The 17,997-nt window shown below is 72.7% G+C and carries 7 protein-coding genes; 4 read left to right on the top strand and 3 right to left on the bottom strand.

Annotated elements, in window-relative coordinates; genetic code table 11:
• The first annotated feature begins 48 nt into the window (after positions 1-48).
• Together AC3ETA_RS09995 and AC3ETA_RS09990 are read left to right on the top strand one after the other, a co-directional pair.
• Positions 49-10,947 (top strand): non-ribosomal peptide synthetase, encoded by a 10,899-nt coding sequence (locus AC3ETA_RS09995; protein ID WP_432192455.1) that lies wholly within the window; start codon positions 49-51, stop codon positions 10,945-10,947.
• Positions 10,934-12,634, top strand: a complete 1,701-nt coding sequence (locus AC3ETA_RS09990) for an ABC transporter ATP-binding protein (RefSeq protein ID WP_432192454.1) — start codon at positions 10,934-10,936, stop codon at positions 12,632-12,634. The genes AC3ETA_RS09995 and AC3ETA_RS09990 overlap by 14 nt, the downstream gene beginning before the upstream one ends.
• Here the strand turns inward: AC3ETA_RS09990 and AC3ETA_RS09985 are convergent.
• On the bottom strand, positions 12,564-13,745 hold the full coding sequence (locus AC3ETA_RS09985; RefSeq protein ID WP_432192453.1) for an alpha/beta hydrolase-fold protein: 1,182 nt from the start codon (positions 13,743-13,745) through the stop codon (positions 12,564-12,566). The genes AC3ETA_RS09990 and AC3ETA_RS09985 overlap by 71 nt on opposite strands.
• 94 nt (positions 13,746-13,839) lie before the next feature.
• On the opposite strand from AC3ETA_RS09985, the gene AC3ETA_RS09980 reads away from it, so the two are divergent.
• A complete protein-coding gene (locus AC3ETA_RS09980; RefSeq protein WP_126897474.1) occupies positions 13,840-14,040 on the top strand; it encodes an MbtH family protein in 201 nt (66 codons plus the stop codon).
• Here the strand turns inward: AC3ETA_RS09980 and AC3ETA_RS09975 are convergent.
• The gene (locus AC3ETA_RS09975) at positions 14,037-15,614 is read right to left on the bottom strand and encodes a glycerol-3-phosphate dehydrogenase/oxidase (RefSeq protein ID WP_432192452.1); all 1,578 of its coding nucleotides are present in this window, start codon (positions 15,612-15,614) and stop codon (positions 14,037-14,039) included. The genes AC3ETA_RS09980 and AC3ETA_RS09975 overlap by 4 nt on opposite strands.
• Positions 15,611-16,210: a TetR/AcrR family transcriptional regulator gene (locus tag AC3ETA_RS09970; RefSeq protein ID WP_126897476.1), complete on the bottom strand. Its 600-nt coding sequence runs from the start codon at positions 16,208-16,210 to the stop codon at positions 15,611-15,613. Before AC3ETA_RS09970 ends, AC3ETA_RS09975 begins: the two co-directional genes overlap by 4 nt.
• Before the next feature lie 74 nt (positions 16,211-16,284).
• Here AC3ETA_RS09970 and AC3ETA_RS09965 point away from each other — a divergent pair, with 74 nt between their 5' ends.
• Positions 16,285-17,883: an FAD-binding oxidoreductase gene (locus AC3ETA_RS09965; protein ID WP_432192451.1), complete on the top strand. Its 1,599-nt coding sequence runs from the start codon at positions 16,285-16,287 to the stop codon at positions 17,881-17,883.
• Positions 17,884-17,997 lie beyond the last annotated feature (114 nt).

Genomic DNA, 17,997 nt, shown 5'->3' with positions numbered 1-17,997 from the left:
TCCGAGATGGGCCGACTTTCGTACGGTGGAAGGAACGCGGAGTCTTCGATGATGGAACCGAGCGCTCGTCACGTACTGCTGTCCCCCCGGCAACTGGCCGCCGTACGCCGGCGAATCGGCGCACACTCCGACCGGACGATCGTCGGGGCGTGCGCGATCGCGCTGTCGTACTGGGCGACAGGTCTCGGCCCCGACGGCATCGACCTCGCACCCGGCACCCTCTTCACCGAAGTCCTCGGCTGGGTGGACAACGGCGGTGACGTGCCCGCCGGCTGGGCGGTCGGCACGGACGGCCGGACCCTCTCCGTCCCGGACGGCGTCGACCCCGGCGAGGCACAGTCGGCGCTGGACGACCTGGCCGACTTCCCCGACCGCCCCGTCGGGACCATCGGGCCGTCCACCGTGGCGGCGAGGCTCGAAGCGCTGGCCCGGTGGAACGACACCCGGGCCGACCGCATCCGTCCGACCGTCGTGGAGATGTTCCTCGAGCAGGCGCGGCACAGGCCGGACGCCATCGCGATCGTCGACGAGCGCCGCTCGCTGACCTACCGTCAGGCAGCGGCGCTGTCCGCCCAGTTGGCTCACCATCTGAGCGAACGCGGACTGACCGCCGAACAGGTCGTCGGCATCTCCCTGCCCCGCTCCGCCGAGATGGTGATCGGGCTGCTCGGCGTACTCCGGGCGGGCTGCGCGTTCGTGCCGCTCGACCCGCAGTGGCCCGCCGCACGCCGGGCCGTCGTCATCGCGGACGCCCGGGTCGCGGCACAGCTCAACGACGTGGGGGAGCACGCCCCGGACGAACCGGAAGCCGTGGCCGTCGACCTGGACGACTGGCGGTTCGGTTCCCGCCCCACCGAGGGGCCCGAGGTCACCGTCCCCGGCCGGGCACTCGCCTACGTGATCTTCACATCCGGGTCGACCGGACGGCCGAAGGGGGCGATGATCCGGCACGAGGCGATCAGCGAACGCCTGCTGTGGCAGGTCGACGAGATCCTGGGCTTCGGCCACGACGACGCCTCGCTGTTCAAGGCTCCGCTGTCGTTCGACATCTCCATCAACGAGATCTTCCTGCCGCTGGTGAGCGGCGCCCGGCTCGTCGTGCTGCGGCCCGGCGGCGAACGCGACCCCCACCACCTGCTGAGCGTCATCGCCGAGCGGCGCGTCACCTTCACCTACCTGGTGTCGTCCATGCTCGACGTGCTGCTGGAGATGGCCGGCGACTCCGGACGGCTGGACAGCCTGCGGCACGTGTGGTGCGGGGGCGAGGTGCTGACCCCGGAACTGTACGAGCGGTTCCGCACCAGGCTCGACATCCCCCTGTACCACGGCTACGGCCCCGCCGAGACGACGATCGGCGTCTCGCACGTCATCTACCGGGGAGCCGCGGAACGGCTGTCGACCTCCATCGGCAAGGCCAACCCCAACACCCAGCTGTACGTCCTGGACGACGAGTTGCGCCCGGTCCCGGTCGGCGTCGGCGGCGAACTCTACGTGGGCGGCTTCCTGCTCGGGCGCGGGTACGCGGGCGCACCCGGCCTGACGGCCTCCCGGTTCGTCGCCAACCCCTTCGCCACCGACGGCTCCCGGCTCTACCGCACCGGTGACCTCGCCCGGTACGCCCCCGACGGGTCGCTGGACTTCCTCGGCAGGGCCGACAACCAGATCAAGATCCGCGGAATGCGGCTGGAGACGGAGGACGTCGAGGCCGGCCTCGCGGAGCACCCCCGCGTGCGGCACACCTGCGTCGTCGCCAGGAAGAACACGGCGGGCGGCACCTACCTCGTGGGGTACGTCATCCCGGCCGCCGGAAGCGAGGACCTGCGAGCCGACGAGGTCAGGGCCTGGGCGGGCGAGCACATGGTCGAGTACATGGTGCCCGCCCACATCGTCGTCATGAGCGAGTTCCCGCTCACCGCCAACGGCAAGCTCGACCGCAACGCCCTGCCCGAACCCGCGACGGACACCGGCGGGCTGAGCCGGCCCACGACCGAGAACGAGCGCGCCGTGTGCGCCGCTGTCGCGTCGGTGCTGCGGCTCGAAGAGGTCGGTGTCGAGCAGGACTTCTTCCAGCTCGGCGGGGACAGCATCCTCGCGATCTCGCTGCTGAGCGCGCTGCGCGACGTCGGCCTCCACGTCACGGCACGGCAGATCTTCACCCACAGCACCGTGGGAACGCTGGCGGCGGTCGCGAGCCGTGACGACGTCACCGCGGTGGACCACCGCGATGTCGCGACCGGGACCGTCGTGGGCTCGCCCATCGTGCAGTGGCTCGGCGAGACCACGGACGCGATCGACGGATTCGTCCAGTCGGTCGTACTGAACACGCCGGCGGACCTGACCGCCGGCACCCTCGACGCGGTCCTCACCGCCCTGGTCCGGCGGCACGACATGCTCCGCGCCGAGCTGGTGCGCGGGGAACGCTGGAGCTTCCGCATACCCGAGGCCGACCGGACCACCGCTCGCTGGCAGGAGAGCGACCGGCCGCTCGACGAGTGCGTCGCGCTCGCCACCGCCGGGCTCGACCCGACCGGAGGCGTGATGCTGCGGGCCGTCTGGCGCAGCGAGGCCCGGCAACTGGTACTGGTCGCGCACCACGTGGTGATCGACGGCGTGTCCTGGCGGGTCCTGATGGAGGACCTGCTCACGGCGTGGCGGCAGGTCACCTCGGGCTCGCCGATCGAACTGCCCCCGGTGGGCACGTCGTTCCGGCGCTGGACACAGTTGCTGGAGCGCGCGGCGTTCGACGCGGACAGTTCCTACTACCGCCGTAGCCTGCCGGGCGAGGACGAGCAGCTCGGCAGGCGCCCGCCGGCCGAGGCCGACACCGTCGCACGGGAGCGGCTGCACACGGTGTCGGTGGCCCCCGACGTCACGGCCGCGCTGCTGGGCGAGATCCCCGCGAAGTTCCACGCGGGCGTCAACGACGTCCTGCTGACCGCGCTCGCCGTCGCCCTCGCCCGATGGCGCCGCGACCTCGGCCAGGCGCAGACCTTCGCGCACATCGAACTCGAAGGCCATGGCCGTGAGGGACGGTTCGTGGCGGGCTCGGCCGGCTTCGAGCCCGAACTGTCCCGAACCGTGGGCTGGTTCACCACCCTGTTCCCGGTGACCGTGGACCCCGGCGCTACGGCCGACTTCACGGCGCCCGAGTACCTGACCGCCGCGCTGAAGGCGGTCAAGGAGGACCTCGCCGACGTACCGGACAACGGCGTCTCCTACGGTGCCCTTCGCCACCTCGCCCAGGTCGAGTTCGACGCGCCGGCACCGCAGGTCCTCTTCAACTACCTCGGCCGATTCGACGCGGGAGCCGCGGGGGACTGGCAACTCACGTATGCGACAGGCCAGTTGGGTGAGAAGCGCGACCCGAGGATGCGGCTGCCGCGCCCCCTGGAGTTCAACGCCATCGCCGAACCGGGCACCGGCGGCCAGTACGAACTCGTCACCACCGTCTCCTGGCCCGACGGCATGTTCACCGACGAGGACATCACGACCCTCGGCGAGTACTTCCGAACGGCCCTCACCGGCCTGGCCGCGCTCGACGAGGGCGGGCACTCGCCCAGCGACTTCGCCCTCGTCCCGCTCACCCAGACCGACGTCGACGAACTGGACGGCCCGGCACTGGCGGACATCCTGCCGCTGACCCCCTTGCAGGAGGGCCTGTACTTCCACTCGGTCTTCGACGACGACTCCGCGGGCGCCTACGTCGAACAGCAACTCCTGACGCTCCGGGGCGAGGTGGACGCCGACCGGCTCGCGGCGGCGGCCACCCGTCTGCTCGCGCTGTACCCGAACCTGGCCGCCCGGTTCGTGGCCCTCGCCGACGGCCGTGTGGTCTCCGTACTGGACAGCGGCGTGGAGGCGCCCTTCACCACCCTGGACCGCCCAGGGATCACCGACGCCGGGATACGCGAGTACGCCGAGGGCGACCGCCGCGCCGGGTTCGACCTGGCCACCGGCCCGCTCATGCGGTACACGCTCATCCGCACCGGCTCCGGCCGTGACGTCCTGGTGCAGACCGTGCACCACATCATCGCCGACGGCTGGTCGGTGCCGCCGATGCTCCGCGCGCTGCTGGCCGAGTACCACGCGCCCGGAACCGTGTACCCCGTCGGCGGCTTCCCCGACTACGTCAGCCGGCTCGCCGGGCGGGACGACGACGAGAGCGACCGTGTCTGGCACGAGCAACTCGCTCAACTGCCCGGCCCCTCCCTGGTCGCCGCGGAGCACACGCCGTCCGGCCGGTTCACCGACATCGCCCTGGCGCCGGGGAACGACATCGACGCCGCCGCCCGCTCGGCCGGCGTACCGCTGAGCGTCGCCGTGCACAGCGCCTGGGCGGTGACGCTGGGCGGCATCCTGCACAGCACGGACGTGGTGTTCGGCTCGACGGTGTCCGGCCGCGACGCCGACGTGCCCGGCATCGAGGACATGGTGGGTCTGTTCATCAACACCATTCCCGTACGGACCCGTTGGGACGGCACGACGACGGCGGGCGACCTGCTCGCCTCGGTGCGGGAGCACCAGAGCGCGGTGCTGCCGCACCAGCATGTCTCGCTGGCGAGGATCGGCCGCCAGGCCGGCTCCGGCTCCCTGTTCGACACCCTGGTGGTGTTCGACGTCGCCACCGACGTGGCGGCGCTGCGACGGGCCGGCGACACCCTCGGCGTCACCGACATCGTGAACGAGGGCGCGCCTCACTATCCGTTGACGCTGGTGGTGGAGCGTGCGCTCGACGGACGTGCGCGCTTCAATCTGATCCACGACGGTGAGTTGTTGCGGGAGGCGACCGCCCAGGCGATCCTGCGCACGTTCTCCTCGACGCTCACCGGTCTGCTCACCCGGCCGGACGCCCGGGTCGCCGACCTCGCACCCGAGCGCGACCGGCTGCCCGCGCGGATCGCTCCCACGACCCTGGGCGGACTGTTCGACACCGCCGCGCAACGCGACCCGGCGGCCACCGCCGTCACGCAGTGCGACCTGGACGGCGGCGGCCGGTCCCTGAGCTACGGCGAACTGGCCGAGGCGAAGAACCGACTGGCCTCGGCCCTGCGCACGGCCGGGGTCGGGCCGGGCAGGCGGGTCGCCGTCGCTGTCCCGCGCTCCGTCGAGCAGGTCGTCGCTCTGGTCGCGATCGTCAGCGCGGGCGGCGCGTATGTGCCGCTGGACCTGGCGTACCCCGATGAACGGCTGGAGTACATCCTCGCCGATGCCGCCCCCCAGGTCGTCCTCGTGGCTCCCGGGCAGCGGGACCGCTTCACGGAGCTGCTGACCGCGGCGGGTGTGCCGGCCCGGGTCCTCGTACAGGGGGACGAACTGCCGGTGGGGGACGGCGCCGAGCCCGAGGTGAGCGGGCACGACCCCGCCTATGTCATCTACACGTCCGGATCGACGGGCCGGCCCAAGGGCGTCGTCGTCCCGCACTCCAGTGTGGTCACGCTGCTCGCCAACACCCAGCCCGACATGGACTTCGGCCCGCACGACGTGTGGGTCCAGTTCCACTCCTTCTCCTTCGACTTCGCGGTCTGGGAGCTGTGGGGCGCGCTGGCGTACGGCGGCGAGCTGCTGGTGCCGGAGTACGGGCTGACCCGCTCCCCGGTCGACTTCCACCGGCTGGTCCGGGAGCGCGGGGTGAGCGTGCTCAACCAAACCCCCTCGGCCTTCCACCAGTTCATCGAGGCCGACCGGCACACCGGCGAGGCGCTCCCCGCACTGCGCCGGATCATCTTCGGAGGCGAGGCACTGGAACTCGGCCGGCTGCGCGGCTGGGTCGAGCGGCACGGCACCACGTCGCCGGAGCTGGTCAACATGTACGGCATCACGGAGACCACCGTCCACGTCACCCATCGGGTGCTCACCGACGAGGACTTCGCGCTCGGCGACGAGGTCAGCCCCATCGGCGGCGCCATCCCCGGTCTGGTCACCCACCTGCTCGACGACCGGCTGCGCCCCGTGCCGCCGGGACGGGTGGGTGCCATCTACGTCGCCGGCGACCAGGTGTCGCTCGGCTATCTGGGCAGGCCGGGGCTGACCGCCTCCCGGTTCGTGGCGAACCCGTTCGCCGCGGACGGCTCCCGCATGTACCACACGGGCGACCTCGCCCGCCGCACACTGGACGGTGAGCTGGAGTTCACCGGCCGAGCCGACGACCAGATCCAACTCAAGGGATTCCGGGTGGAGTTGGGCGAGGTGGAGTCGGCGGTCAGGGAACTCGACGGTGTGATCGACGTGGCCGTCACCGTGGCGGAGGGCGCCGACCACCTGGTCGCCCACGTCGTGGGCGGAGTGCCGCAGGACCTCACCGAGTCGCTGTCCGGAAAGCTGCCTGCGCACATGGTGCCGGGGCGGGTGCTGACGGTCGACGCGCTTCCGCTGACGGTCAACGGCAAGCTCGACCGCAAGGCCCTGGCGAAGCGCTCCGCGGAGACTGCCGCCACGTCGGCAACGTCGCCCGCGGGGGGCAGTGAGTCCGCGCTCGCGACCCTCGTCGCCCTCTTCACCGAGACCCTGCCCGGCACCGAGGTGGACGCCGACACCGACTTCTTCCGCGCCGGAGGCGACAGCATCGTCGCCATCACCGTCATCAACCGGGCCAGGGCACTGGGTATCGCGATCGCACCCCGGGACGTGTTCCTGCTCAGGACTCCCCGCGCGCTCGCCGGGCACCTCGCGACGAGCGCCCCGCAGGCTGCCGTACCCGCCCCCGCCCCTCGTGCGGACGGCCCGCTGCCTCTGACACCGATCATCCTGCGCCGGCGCCAACTGGGCGGGTCCCTCACCCGGTTCGCCCAGGCAAGAACGCTGCCGACCCCCGAGGCCGCCGGCCTCGCCGACGTCGAGCGGGCCGCGAACGCCGTCGTCGCCGCCCACCCCGCCCTCCGGCTCCGGCTGCGCATCGAGCACGGCGTGTGGGCCCTGCGCACCGAAGCCCACCGCGACGTCAGCGTCGTACGGCCGGACACGTCCGATCCCACGACGGCGGCGAACGAGGCCGCCGGACGCCTCGACCCCGAGTCCGGCGAGGTCATCGGTTTCGCGTGGCTGGAGCCGACCCGGACCCTGGTCGTCACCGTGCACCATCTCGCCGTCGACTCGGTGTCCTGGCTGATCCTCCTGGAGGATCTGGCCGCCGCCCTGCGCGGGGAGCCCCTGGCGCCACCGACCACCTCCTACGCCGAGTACGCCGAGGCGCTGGCGCTCCACGCGCCCCGAGCGATCGACGGCCTCGCGCACTGGATCACCGCACTCGCGGCGCCCCCGCTGCTGCCCGCCGTCGAAGGACTCCGTGAGACGACGGTCGTCCTGGCGCCCGAGGTCAGTGACCGTGTGACCCGGACCGCGCCCGCCGCGCTCGGCGTCGGCCTCACCGAGTTGCTGTGCGGCGCCCTGCGCACCGCACTGACCCGCATCCAGCGGGCGCCCACCGACCTCACGATCGAACTGGAGCGGCACGGCCGGGTCCCGGCCCTGGAGCACCACGACTACACCCGCACCGTCGGCTGGTTCACCTCCATCGCGCCCGTACGGCTCACCGCACACACCGACCCGGTGGCGGCGGCCCGTGAGCTCGCGGAACGTCAGCCGGACGAGCGCGCACACGTCGCCTACGGACAGCTCCGATACCTCGACCCGCAGACGGCCCCGCTGCTCACCGCCCGCCCGCAGGTGCTGTTCAACTACCTCGGCCGGGGCAGCGAATCCCGGGCGCTGCACATCACGGGCGGCGGCCAGAGCAGTCCGTACGCCGTCGAGGTCAACGCCTGGCTCGACGAGGCGACCGGAAGCCTGCACGCGGCCTTCACCCTCGCGGAGAGCGTCCCCGACGAGATCACCGAGCACTGGCTCGCCGCGGTGCACGGCGTGGCGGAAGCCTCCGCGACGGCCGAGCGCACGGCTCCGGTCACCCCGCTGCAGCGCGGCCTGTACTTCCAGGCACAGATGGCGGGTTCGGCCGGACACTACGTCGCGCAGAGCTGGTTCACCTTCGACCGGCGTCTGGACACCGGCGCACTCGCCGAGGCGATGGCGTACGTGATCGCCCGGCACCCGGTCGTGGGCGCCGGCTTCACCACCGACGAGAACGGCAACCCCGTCCAGACGCTCGCGTCCGGCCGCCGCGTGGGGATCCGTACGATCACCCTGTCCACGGAGCCGGAGGTCGAGGCCCTGCGCGCCCGCGACCGCGACACGGGATTCGACCCGGACGAGCCGCCGTTGATCCGGATGACCGTGGTGCGTCTGCCCGACGACCGCGACGGCCTGCTGCTCAGCTACCACCTGCTGCTGTGGGACGGCTGGTCCCGCGAGATCGTGCTCGGGGACTTGTTCGACGCCTATCAGGCCGTCCTCACGGGCACGTTGCCGGCCCCGGCCCCGGCCGCGCCCAGCTTCGAGGACCACGCCCGGGCGCTGGACGCCAAGGACGCCGCCGTATCGGAACGCTTCTGGGCCGGGCAGCTCGCCGGACTCCCCGGTCCGACCCTCCTCGCCGGACCCGCTCCGGCCCTCTCGGACGCCCTGCCACGCGCCCTCGTGCGCACGCTGTCGGCCGGGGAGTCGGACCTGCTGCGGGAAGCGGCCAAGGTGCACGGCGTCACGCTGAACTCGGTGCTGAGCGGCGGGTTCGGCCTGCTGCTGGGCGGCCGCACGGGCCGCAGCGACGCCGTGTTCGGCGTGACGGTCTCCGGCCGGGAGGGCGAGGGGCTGTCCGGCATCGTCGGCGTGCTGCTCAACACCGTGCCCATGTGGACGCGGGCCCGGCCGGACGACACGGTCCGCGAGTACCTGTCGGCCGTACAGACGGCCAGGGTCGAGGCGATGGAGCACGAGCACCTGGGGCTCGGCGAGATCCAGCGGGCCAGTGGGCACGACATACTGTTCGACAACCTGTTCGTCCTCCAGAACTTCCTGGACATGGACGCGTTCGCCGAGATGAACGCCCGGCACGGCATCACCTCGGTACAGGCCGACGACTCCACCCACTATCCGTTCACGTGGGTCGTCACACCCGGGGACCGCCTCACGGTCAAGCTGGAGTACCGCGACGAGGACGACGCGAACGCCCGCCGCCTCCTCGACGACTACCTGCGCGTACTCGAAGACCTGGCCCGGGCGACGGGACCGGTCGGGGCGTTGCCGGGTCCGGGGCCGCAGCCCGCGCCGGGCGGGCGTTCGGACGTCGGGACGGACACCGTCGTCGACCGGTTCGACCAGGCCGCGGACCGTGACCCGCAGCGGGTGGCGCTGGTCGCCCACGGCTCGACCATGACCTTCGCCGAACTGCGGGACCGCAGCAGGACGGTGGCCGGAGTGCTCGCCGCACGCGGTATCGGACCCGAGACCACCGTGGGGCTCGCGATCCCGCGCTCCCTCGACTGGGTGGCGGCACTGTTCGCCGTCCTGCGCGTCGGCGCCGCCTACGTGCCGCTGGAGCTGGACCACCCGGACGACCGGATCGCCGCGATCGTCGCGGACGCCCGCCCGGACGTGATCCTCACGGTGAGCGCCGTGTCTCCCCGGCTGACGGGCGAGCTGATCGAGCTGGACCGCCCCCTGCCGGACGCGGAGCCGTATCGGACGTTCACGCCGGACGACCCCGACCGCCTGCGGCACCCCGCGTACACGATCTACACCTCAGGATCGACCGGGAAGCCCAAGGGCGTCGTGACCGAGTACGCCGGGCTCACCAACATGCTGATCAACCACCGGCGCCGGATCTTCGAACCGGTCCTGGCCGAGCACGGGCACCGGGTCTTCCGGATCGCCCACACCGTGTCGTTCGCGTTCGACATGTCCTGGGAGGAACTGCTGTGGCTCGCCGACGGGCACGAAGTGCACATCTGCGACGAGGAGTTGCGCCGTGACGCCCCCCGGCTGGTCGAGTACTGCCTGGAACACGGCATCGACGTCGTCAATGTGACACCGACCTACGCTCAGCAACTGGTCGCCGAGGGGCTGCTGGACGACCCCGAGAGGCGTCCGCCGCTGGTGCTCCTCGGCGGCGAGGCCGTCACCCCCGCACTGTGGCTGCGGCTCGCGGGGACCGAGGGGACGGTCGGCTACAACCTGTACGGACCCACCGAGTACACCATCAACACCCTGGGCGTCGGCACCTTCGAGTGCGAGGACCCCGTGGTGGGAGTGGCCATCGACAACACCGACGTGTACGTGCTGGACCCGTGGCTGCGGCCCCTGCCGGACGGCGTCCCCGGGGAGCTGTACGTCTCGGGCATCGGCATCGCGCGCGGCTACCTCGGGCAGCCGGGCCAGACCGGGCACCGCTTCGTCGCGTGCCCCTTCGGCGAGCCCGGCGAGCGCATGTACCGCACCGGGGACCTGGTGCTCCGGCGCCCCGACGGCAACCTGACCTACCTCGGACGCACCGACCAGCAGGTCAAGATCCGGGGGCACCGGGTCGAACTCGGCGAGGTCGAGGCCGTGTTCGCGGCGCACCCGGCGGTGCGGTTCGTCGCCGCCGTCGCCCAGCCCGATCCACAGGTCGACGGGGCGTACCGGCTGGCCGCCTACCTCGTGCTGGACGGCGCGGACCTGGCGGCGGTGGCCGCCGAGGTGGGTGCCGGGCTGCCGGACTTCCTGCGGCCGACGCACTACGCCCAGGTCGACAGCATCCCGCTCACGGTGAACGGGAAGGCTGACACGAAGGCGTTGCCGGAGGCCAAGCCGCTCGGCGCGCTGACCACGGCGGGGGAGCGAGGGCCCGAGACCGAGACCGAGACCGTGGTCTGCGAGTACTTCGCCGAAGCACTGGACCTGGACGACGACGAGGTGAGCGCGGTGAGCGACTTCGTGTCCCTGGGAGGACACTCCATGCTGGCGGTACGCCTGATCGGACTGCTCCGCCGCGAGTACGGTCCGGTGATCACGATCCGAGACCTGTTCACCCTGCGCACCCCGGAAGCGATTGCCCACCACCTCGATGACAACTCCTGACACGCGGCGGCCCAGGCCCGCCTCCGGCATCCTCCGGACCGCTCTGCGCCGCAACCGCGGCGCCATGATCTGGGGCACCGTCCTCATGGGCCTGTACCAGGCGGGCGAGACCGCGTTCCCGATCGCCCTCGGCCTGATCGTCGAGCACACCCTGCGCAACCGGAGCCTCGGTTCGCTCGGGCTGTCCATCGCCGTGCTCGCCGTGATCATCACGACCGTCTCGCTGTCGTGGCGGTTCGGGATGCGCATCCTCCAGAAGGCCAACACGACCGAGGCGCACCGCTGGCGGGTGAAGGTGGCGGCCTGCGGACTCCGGCCGGTGGCCAGGGACACCGGCCTCAAGTCCGGCGAGATCCTGACCATCGCGACCGAGGACGCCGACCAGACGGCCGACATCATCGAGGTGGTGCCCCTGCTGATCAGCTCGCTGGTCGCGGTGGTCGTCGCGGCGGTCGCGCTGGGCCTGGCCGACATCCGGCTCGGCCTGCTGGTGATCGTGGGCACCGCCGCGATCATGTCGGTCCTGAGTGTGCTGTCCAGGCGGATCGGGTCCAGCACCCAGGAACAGCAGGCCCGGGTGGCGCGGGCCGGTGCCAAGGTCGCCGACCTCATCACCGGCCTGCGCCCGCTGCACGGCTTCGGCGGCAACCACGCCGCGTTCCGCTCCTACCGCAACGTCAGCACGGAGGCGAAGCTCCAGGCCGTCACCGTCGCCAAGGTCAACGGCGCGTACGCGGGCACCGCGCTGGCCCTGAACGCGGTCCTGGCCGGCGCCGTGACCCTGACGGCCGGCTGGCTGGCCTTCGACGGGCGGATCAACATCGGGGAACTCGTCATGGCCGTGGGTCTGGCGCAGTTCATCATGGAACCGCTCAGGCTGTTCTCGGAGATGCCGAAGTACGTGATGATCGCGCGGGCCTCGGCCGAGCGGATGGCGCTGGTCCTGAGCGCGCCGCCGGTCATGACGCCGGGATCGCAACACCCGTCCGCGAGCGGGAACCTGGAGGTCGACTGCGTCCGGTACGGGACATTGCGCGACCTGAAGTTCACGGTGGCCCAGGGGGAGTTGGTGGCGATCGCCGCCTACCAGCCGCGCGCGGCGGCCGACCTCGCGTCGGTCCTGGCGGTGAACGTCCCGCCCGACGCGTACGAGGGCGCGGTGCGGGTCGGCGGGCGGGAACTCGGGGAACTGTCGGTCGAGGCGGTCCGCGCGCACATGCTGGTGAACCCGTACGACGGCGAGATCTTCGCCGGCACGCTCCGCACGAACATCGACCCCTCGGGCACCAGCCGGACCGTCCCCGAGGCCGTCGAGGCGTCCATGCTGACGGACGTCGTCGCCCTCCACCGGGACGGACTCGACCACGGTGTCCGCGACCGAGGCGCCAACCTGTCGGGCGGGCAACGCCAACGGCTCTCCCTGGCACGGGCGTTGGCCGCCGACAGCGAGGTCCTGGTGCTGCACGATCCGACGACCGCCGTCGACGCGGTCACCGAACAGCTCATCGCCCGCAATGTGGCGAAGCTGCGCCGGGGCCGCACCACCGTCGTGATCACCAGCAGCCCGGCCCTGCTGGACGTCGCCGACCGGGTCCTCGTCCTCGACGAAGGGGTCGTCACGGCGGCGGACACGCATCGGAACCTGCTGGCCGACGACGCGGACTACTGCCTGGCCGTGGCTCGGTGACGCGCCGGCCGAGGGCCCAGGCGACATCCCTGAGCAGGGCGTGCCGCCAGCCCGCCCGGTCGTGGCCGGCGGCCGAGCGCGAGACCCGTACGGTCGCGCCGGCCTGTTGGGTGAGCAGCTCGGTCCGCTCGCAGTGGGGGAGCATCCGTGTCTCGTGCTCCCCGACGTCGAACGCGATGCGCAGTCGCGACAGTTCCGGGCGCTCCAGCAGACGCGCGGCGATGCCGCCGCCGACGGGACCGCTCATGGGGTCCGCCAGGTCCATGGCCCCGGGCGTCCACCAGAAGGACCCCGACTGGCAGGCGACCCGGGACACCAGATCCGGGAACTCCAAGGCCGCGTACAGCGCGCTGAGCCCGCCGAGGCTCTGTCCCGCGACCACCAGCCGGCCGAGGTCGGCGGGTACGCCGGACTCCGCCACCAGCGGCAGCAGTTCGTCACGGACCGCCTCCCACAGTGCGGGCCGGCACGCGAACTCGGCCGCCCTGTCCTTGGCAGGCAGGAAGACGAGGGTGACCGGCGGCATGTCGCCGGCGGCCACGGCCGAGTCGAAGGCGGTCATGGCCGGGTGCAGGTACAGCCAGTCGTCGCCGTCGAGGAGCAGGACCACCGGCCCACCGCCACCCGCGGGGTGGACCCGTACGGTACGCCGCCCGCCGAGCCGTTCACCGGCCCAGCGGATGCGGGTGCGGGGCAGGGGCAGGACGGCATCGGTGCCGGGGCCGACGACGGGCCAGTGCGGCTGGGGCGGGGCGTCCGGCGTCGCGGCGATCGACCGGTCACCGCCCGCGCCCACCGGGTTGAGCGGATCGGCGTACGCCGCGTCGCCCACGAGGAGCTGGTAGGTCACCCGCAGCCGCGCGGGCATGCGCACCTCTGCGTACCAGCAGTCCGTGTCGCGCCATCGGCGCAGGGGTACCGGCTCCGACCAGCTCTCGAAGCCGATGCTCGCCGCGGGCCCCCGCCACAGGAACAGGGTTGCCCAGCCGCCGCCCTCGGCAGGTACGGACACGGGTGCGCGGGCAGCCGCCCAGAACGCGTCGGTGCCCGGCCTGCCGGGCAGCCCGAACTCGGCGAAGGCGTTCTCCGTGTCGGCCGTGACCGGGGGCATGAACGTCTCCTTGTGAGAGGGGAGCGGCGAAGGCTAAGCTTCTGTCAATTAGGCCAGGCTAACCTAATGTTGACGTTCCGAGGAGGCAGTCGGCATGAGCACCAACCCCTTCGACGACAACGAAGGCCGCTTCCTGGTCCTGGTGAACGACGAGGGCCAGCACTCCCTCTGGCCGTCCTTCGCCAAGGTGCCCGGAGGCTGGACCACCGTCTTCGACGAGAACACCCGAGAGGCGTGCCTGGAGTACATCGAGTCCCACTGGACCGATCTGCGCCCCCGTTCCCTGTCGGCCTAGGCGGGCAGGTTCACCTCGCCCAGTACCTCGCGCGCGACGTCCAGGGCCGCGTCCCGGTCGGCCGGCACCAGCCCGATGCGGGTGCGCCGGTCGAGCAGGTCCGCCTCGTCCAGGGCGCCCTCGTGGCGTACGGCCCACAGGAGTTCGGCGCCGGTGACGGGGTGGCCCGCGAGCACGGGTTCGGCGAGACGGGGGTCCTGTGCGCCGAGCGCCCGGACGGCCGGTGCCTCGCTGCCGTAGCGCTGGACCAGTCGGCTCGGCGCGCGCAGCGAGCCGAGAGCGTCCGGTGACGCGGCGCCGACGAGGGGCAGGGAGGCGGTGGGGGAGGGGCCGGCCGTGAGCCGGTGCGTGGCGACGGCGGCGTCGACGGCGTCCTCGGCCATGCGCCGGTAGGTGGTGAGCTTGCCGCCGACCACCGTGGTCACGCCCTCCGACGAGGTGAGGACCGCGTGCCGACGGGAGATGTCGGAGGTCCGCGGCGCCCCGGCCCCGCCCGTCGGCGCGGTGTCGAGCAGGGGGCGCAGACCGGCGAAGGCGCCGACGACGTCGTCACGCCGCACCGGCACGTCCAGGACCGAGCCCAGGACGTCCAGCAGAAAGCCGATGTCGGTCTCGGGGACTTCGGGCACGTCCGGGACGTCGCCCTCGACGGGCTCGTCGGTGAGGCCGACGTAGACCCGGCCGTCGCCCTGCGGCAGGACGAGGACAAAACGGTTGGTCTCGCCGGGGACCGGCACGTGCAGCCCCGCGGGCAGCGGGCCGAGGTGGTCGGAGCGCAGCACGAGGTGGGTGCCGCGCGAGGGGCGGATCCGGATGCCGTCCACCAGGCCGTCCGCCCAGACGCCGGATGCGTTGATCACGGCGCGGGCCCTGATCTCACCCTCCTCGCCGGTGAGTTCGTCGCGGACGCGGGCGCCGGACGCGGTGAGCTCCAGCGCCCTGACGCGGGTGAGGATCCGGGCGCCGTGTGCGGCGGCGGTGCGGGCGATCGCCGTCACCAGCCGGGCGTCGTCGGTGAGCCGGCCGTCCCAGGACAGCAGACCGCCGCGCAGGCCCTGGGTGCGCAGGGCGGGGGCGAGGTGCCGGGTCTCCACCGTGGACAGGCGGCGCGGGGCCGGCAGGGTGGCGCGGGCCGTGCGCGCCGCCAGACGCAGGGCGTCACCGGCCCGGAACCCGGCCCAGGCGAGGGTGGACTGGGCGCGGGACACGAGCGGCGTCAACGGCAGCACGAACGGCTGGGCCCGCACCAGATGCGGAGCCGTGCGCTCCATCAGCACCCCGCGCTCGACCGCGCTCTCGTGGGCAACGTCGAGCTGGGCGGAGGCGAGGTAGCGCAGCCCGCCGTGGATCAGCTTGCTGCTGAAGCGCGAGGTGCCGAAGGCCAGGTCATGGGCGTCGACGGCGGCCACCGAAAGGCCCCGGGCGGCGGCGTCCAGGGCGACCCCGGCGCCTGTCGCGCCCAGGCCGACGACCAGGACGTCCACGACCGGGCCGCCGACGGTCTCGGTGAGTTCGCGCGAGCGCCGCGCGGCGGACAGCGACGATCCGGGGGCCGGGTCAGTGGCAGGGGTCATGGCGTGAGGGTCCTCTCCAGGATGCTGCGCAGTTCCGCCAGGAAGGCGTCGCTGCCCAGGTCGGCGTCGTCCTCGTCGGTCATGGTCCGCAGGGACAGGGTGAAGGACTGGACGATCAGCAGCAGGGACCGCGCCTGCCGCTCCACATGGCCCGCGCGCACCGAGCCGTCGGCGTGGCCCTCCCGTACGGCGTCCGCGAGCAGGGCTAGCAGGGCCATCTGGCTCGCGCCCCGGCGGTCGAGGACGTAGGGCAGGAGCAGTTCGGGATCGACGTCCACGATCTTCTGGAAGAGCGGGTGGGCGCGGAAGGTCCGCACTCCGGCCACCAGTCCCTCGACCATCAGATCGCGGGTGGTCGTCCCGGGCCGCCGTTCGGGCATGGCCCCCGTGGCGACGGCGACCCACTCGCGGGTCATCAAGTCCCCCACCAGTGAGCGCACATCGGGCCAGCGCCGGTACAGCGTCATCCGGGAGACGCCCGCGCGGCGGGCCACGTCGGTCAGCGTCGTACGGCGGACTCCGACGGCCAGGACACAGTCGCGCACCGCGTCGAGCACCGCGTCGCTGTCCGAGTGGTTGTGACGAATAGGCGTCATGTGTCACAGTGTAACGCCTGCGAGGCCGTCCGGGACACGGCATCGCTCGAAATCGACCGGTGAGGACGACAGTCATGGACATGCTGTGGAGCGGCTGGGGCGACCCGGCCAAGGCGGCGCCGCTGCCCGAGACCGTGATCGGCCTGCTGCGCGATCTGCTCGGAGTCAAGCCGCGCACCGCCGGGCCGGTCGCCCTGGAGGACATCGCCGTACCCCAGCCGGGACTCGAACCCGCCGCGCACCGGGCCCTGTCCGCCGCGGTCGGCGGCGAGGAGCACGTCCGCACCGACGCCGGGACCCGCATCCGGCACACCCGCGGCAAGTCCACCCCCGACCTGCTGCGCATCCGCGACGGCGAGGTCGACGACGTTCCCGCGGCCGTCGTCCTGCCCGCCGACCACGACGACGTCCTCGCCGTGCTGCGCGCCTGCGCCGAACACGGCCTGGCCGTGGTCCCGTTCGGCGGCGGCACCTCCGTCGTCGGCGGCCTCGCCCCCTCCCGCCGCGGCGCCTTCGTCGCCCTGGACCTGCGCCGCATGGACGCGCTGCTCGCCGTCGACCCGGTCTCGCGCACCGCCACCCTGCAACCCGGACTGCGCGGGCCGCGGGCGGAGGCGCTGCTGGCCGAACACGGCTTCACCCTCGGCCACTTCCCCCAGTCCTTCGAGTGGGCGAGCATCGGCGGATTCGCCGCCGCCCGCTCCAGCGGCCAGGCGTCCGCCGGATACGGCCGCTTCGACGAGATGGTCCTCGGCCTGACCGTCGCCACCCCCGAGGGCACCATCGACACCGGCCGGGCACCGCGCTCGGCGGCCGGCCCCGACCTGCGCCAGCTCCTGCTCGGCTCGGAGGGCGCGTTCGGCGTCATCACCTCCGTGACCGTGCGTGTCCGGCCCGTCCCGCGCTCCCGTGTCTACGAGGGCTGGCGCTTCGCCTCCTTCGCGGAGGGCGCCGCCGCGCTGCGCCGCCTCGCCCAGGACGGACCGCGTCCGACGGTGCTGAGGCTGTCCGACGAGACCGAGACCCTGATCGGCCTCGCCCAGCCCGACGCCATCGGCGGCTCCGACGCCGCGCAGCAGTCCGCGGGCTGCATGGCGATCGCCGGGTACGAGGGCACGGACGAGGACGTCACTCACCGCAGCGAGCACGCCGCGGCGGTCCTGCGCGACTGCGGCGGCACCCCGCTCGGCGAGGAACCCGGCGAGCGCTGGTCGCACGGCCGCTACTCCGCCCCCTACCTCAGGGACTCCCTGCTGGACGCCGGGGCGTTCGTGGAGACCCTGGAGACCGCGACCTTCTGGTCACGCGTCCCCGAGCTGTACGCGTCCGTCCGCGACGCCCTCACCGCGACGCTCACCGAGGCCGGCACCCCGCCGCTGGTCATGTGTCACATCTCCCACGTCTACGAGAACGGTGCCTCGCTGTACTTCACCGTCGTCTCGGCGCAGGGCGAGGACGCGGTCGCACACTGGGAGAAGGCCAAGCACGCCGCCAACGAGGCGATCCTCGGCGCGGGCGGCACCATCAGCCACCATCACGGTGTCGGCACCGACCACCGCGACTGGTACGTCCGCGAGGCGGGCCCCCTGGGCATCGAGGCGCTGCGTGCCGTCAAGCGGCGGCTGGACCCGGCAGGACTGCTCAACCCCGGCGTCCTCCTGCCGCTCGACTGAGCTCGGTCGTCCCGTCCGGCTGCTTCGACGACGAGAGCCTCGTCGACGCTCCGGCCCACCCGCCGTCCACGGCGCCCGGCACCCTTGCTGCACCGGGCTCCGGCGCCCGCTCCG

It is taken from the genome of Streptomyces sp. bgisy027 (genome assembly GCF_057710365.1).
Note: the sequence above shows the minus strand (reverse complement) of the source record. Positions and strands in the feature narration are given on the sequence as shown.

What these genes read in the sequence shown, in the direction of transcription:
- AC3ETA_RS09995 (WP_432192455.1), top strand. Translation starts at nt 49, where the DNA reads ATGATGGAACCGAGCGCTCGTCACGTACTGCTGTCCCCCCGGCAACTG.
- AC3ETA_RS09990 (WP_432192454.1), top strand. Translation starts at nt 10,934, where the DNA reads ATGACAACTCCTGACACGCGGCGGCCCAGGCCCGCCTCCGGCATCCTC.
- AC3ETA_RS09985 (WP_432192453.1), bottom strand. Translation starts at nt 13,745, where the DNA reads ATGCCCCCGGTCACGGCCGACACGGAGAACGCCTTCGCCGAGTTCGGG.
- AC3ETA_RS09980 (WP_126897474.1), top strand. Translation starts at nt 13,840, where the DNA reads ATGAGCACCAACCCCTTCGACGACAACGAAGGCCGCTTCCTGGTCCTG.
- AC3ETA_RS09975 (WP_432192452.1), bottom strand. Translation starts at nt 15,614, where the DNA reads ATGACCCCTGCCACTGACCCGGCCCCCGGATCGTCGCTGTCCGCCGCG.
- AC3ETA_RS09970 (WP_126897476.1), bottom strand. Translation starts at nt 16,210, where the DNA reads ATGACGCCTATTCGTCACAACCACTCGGACAGCGACGCGGTGCTCGAC.
- AC3ETA_RS09965 (WP_432192451.1), top strand. Translation starts at nt 16,285, where the DNA reads ATGGACATGCTGTGGAGCGGCTGGGGCGACCCGGCCAAGGCGGCGCCG.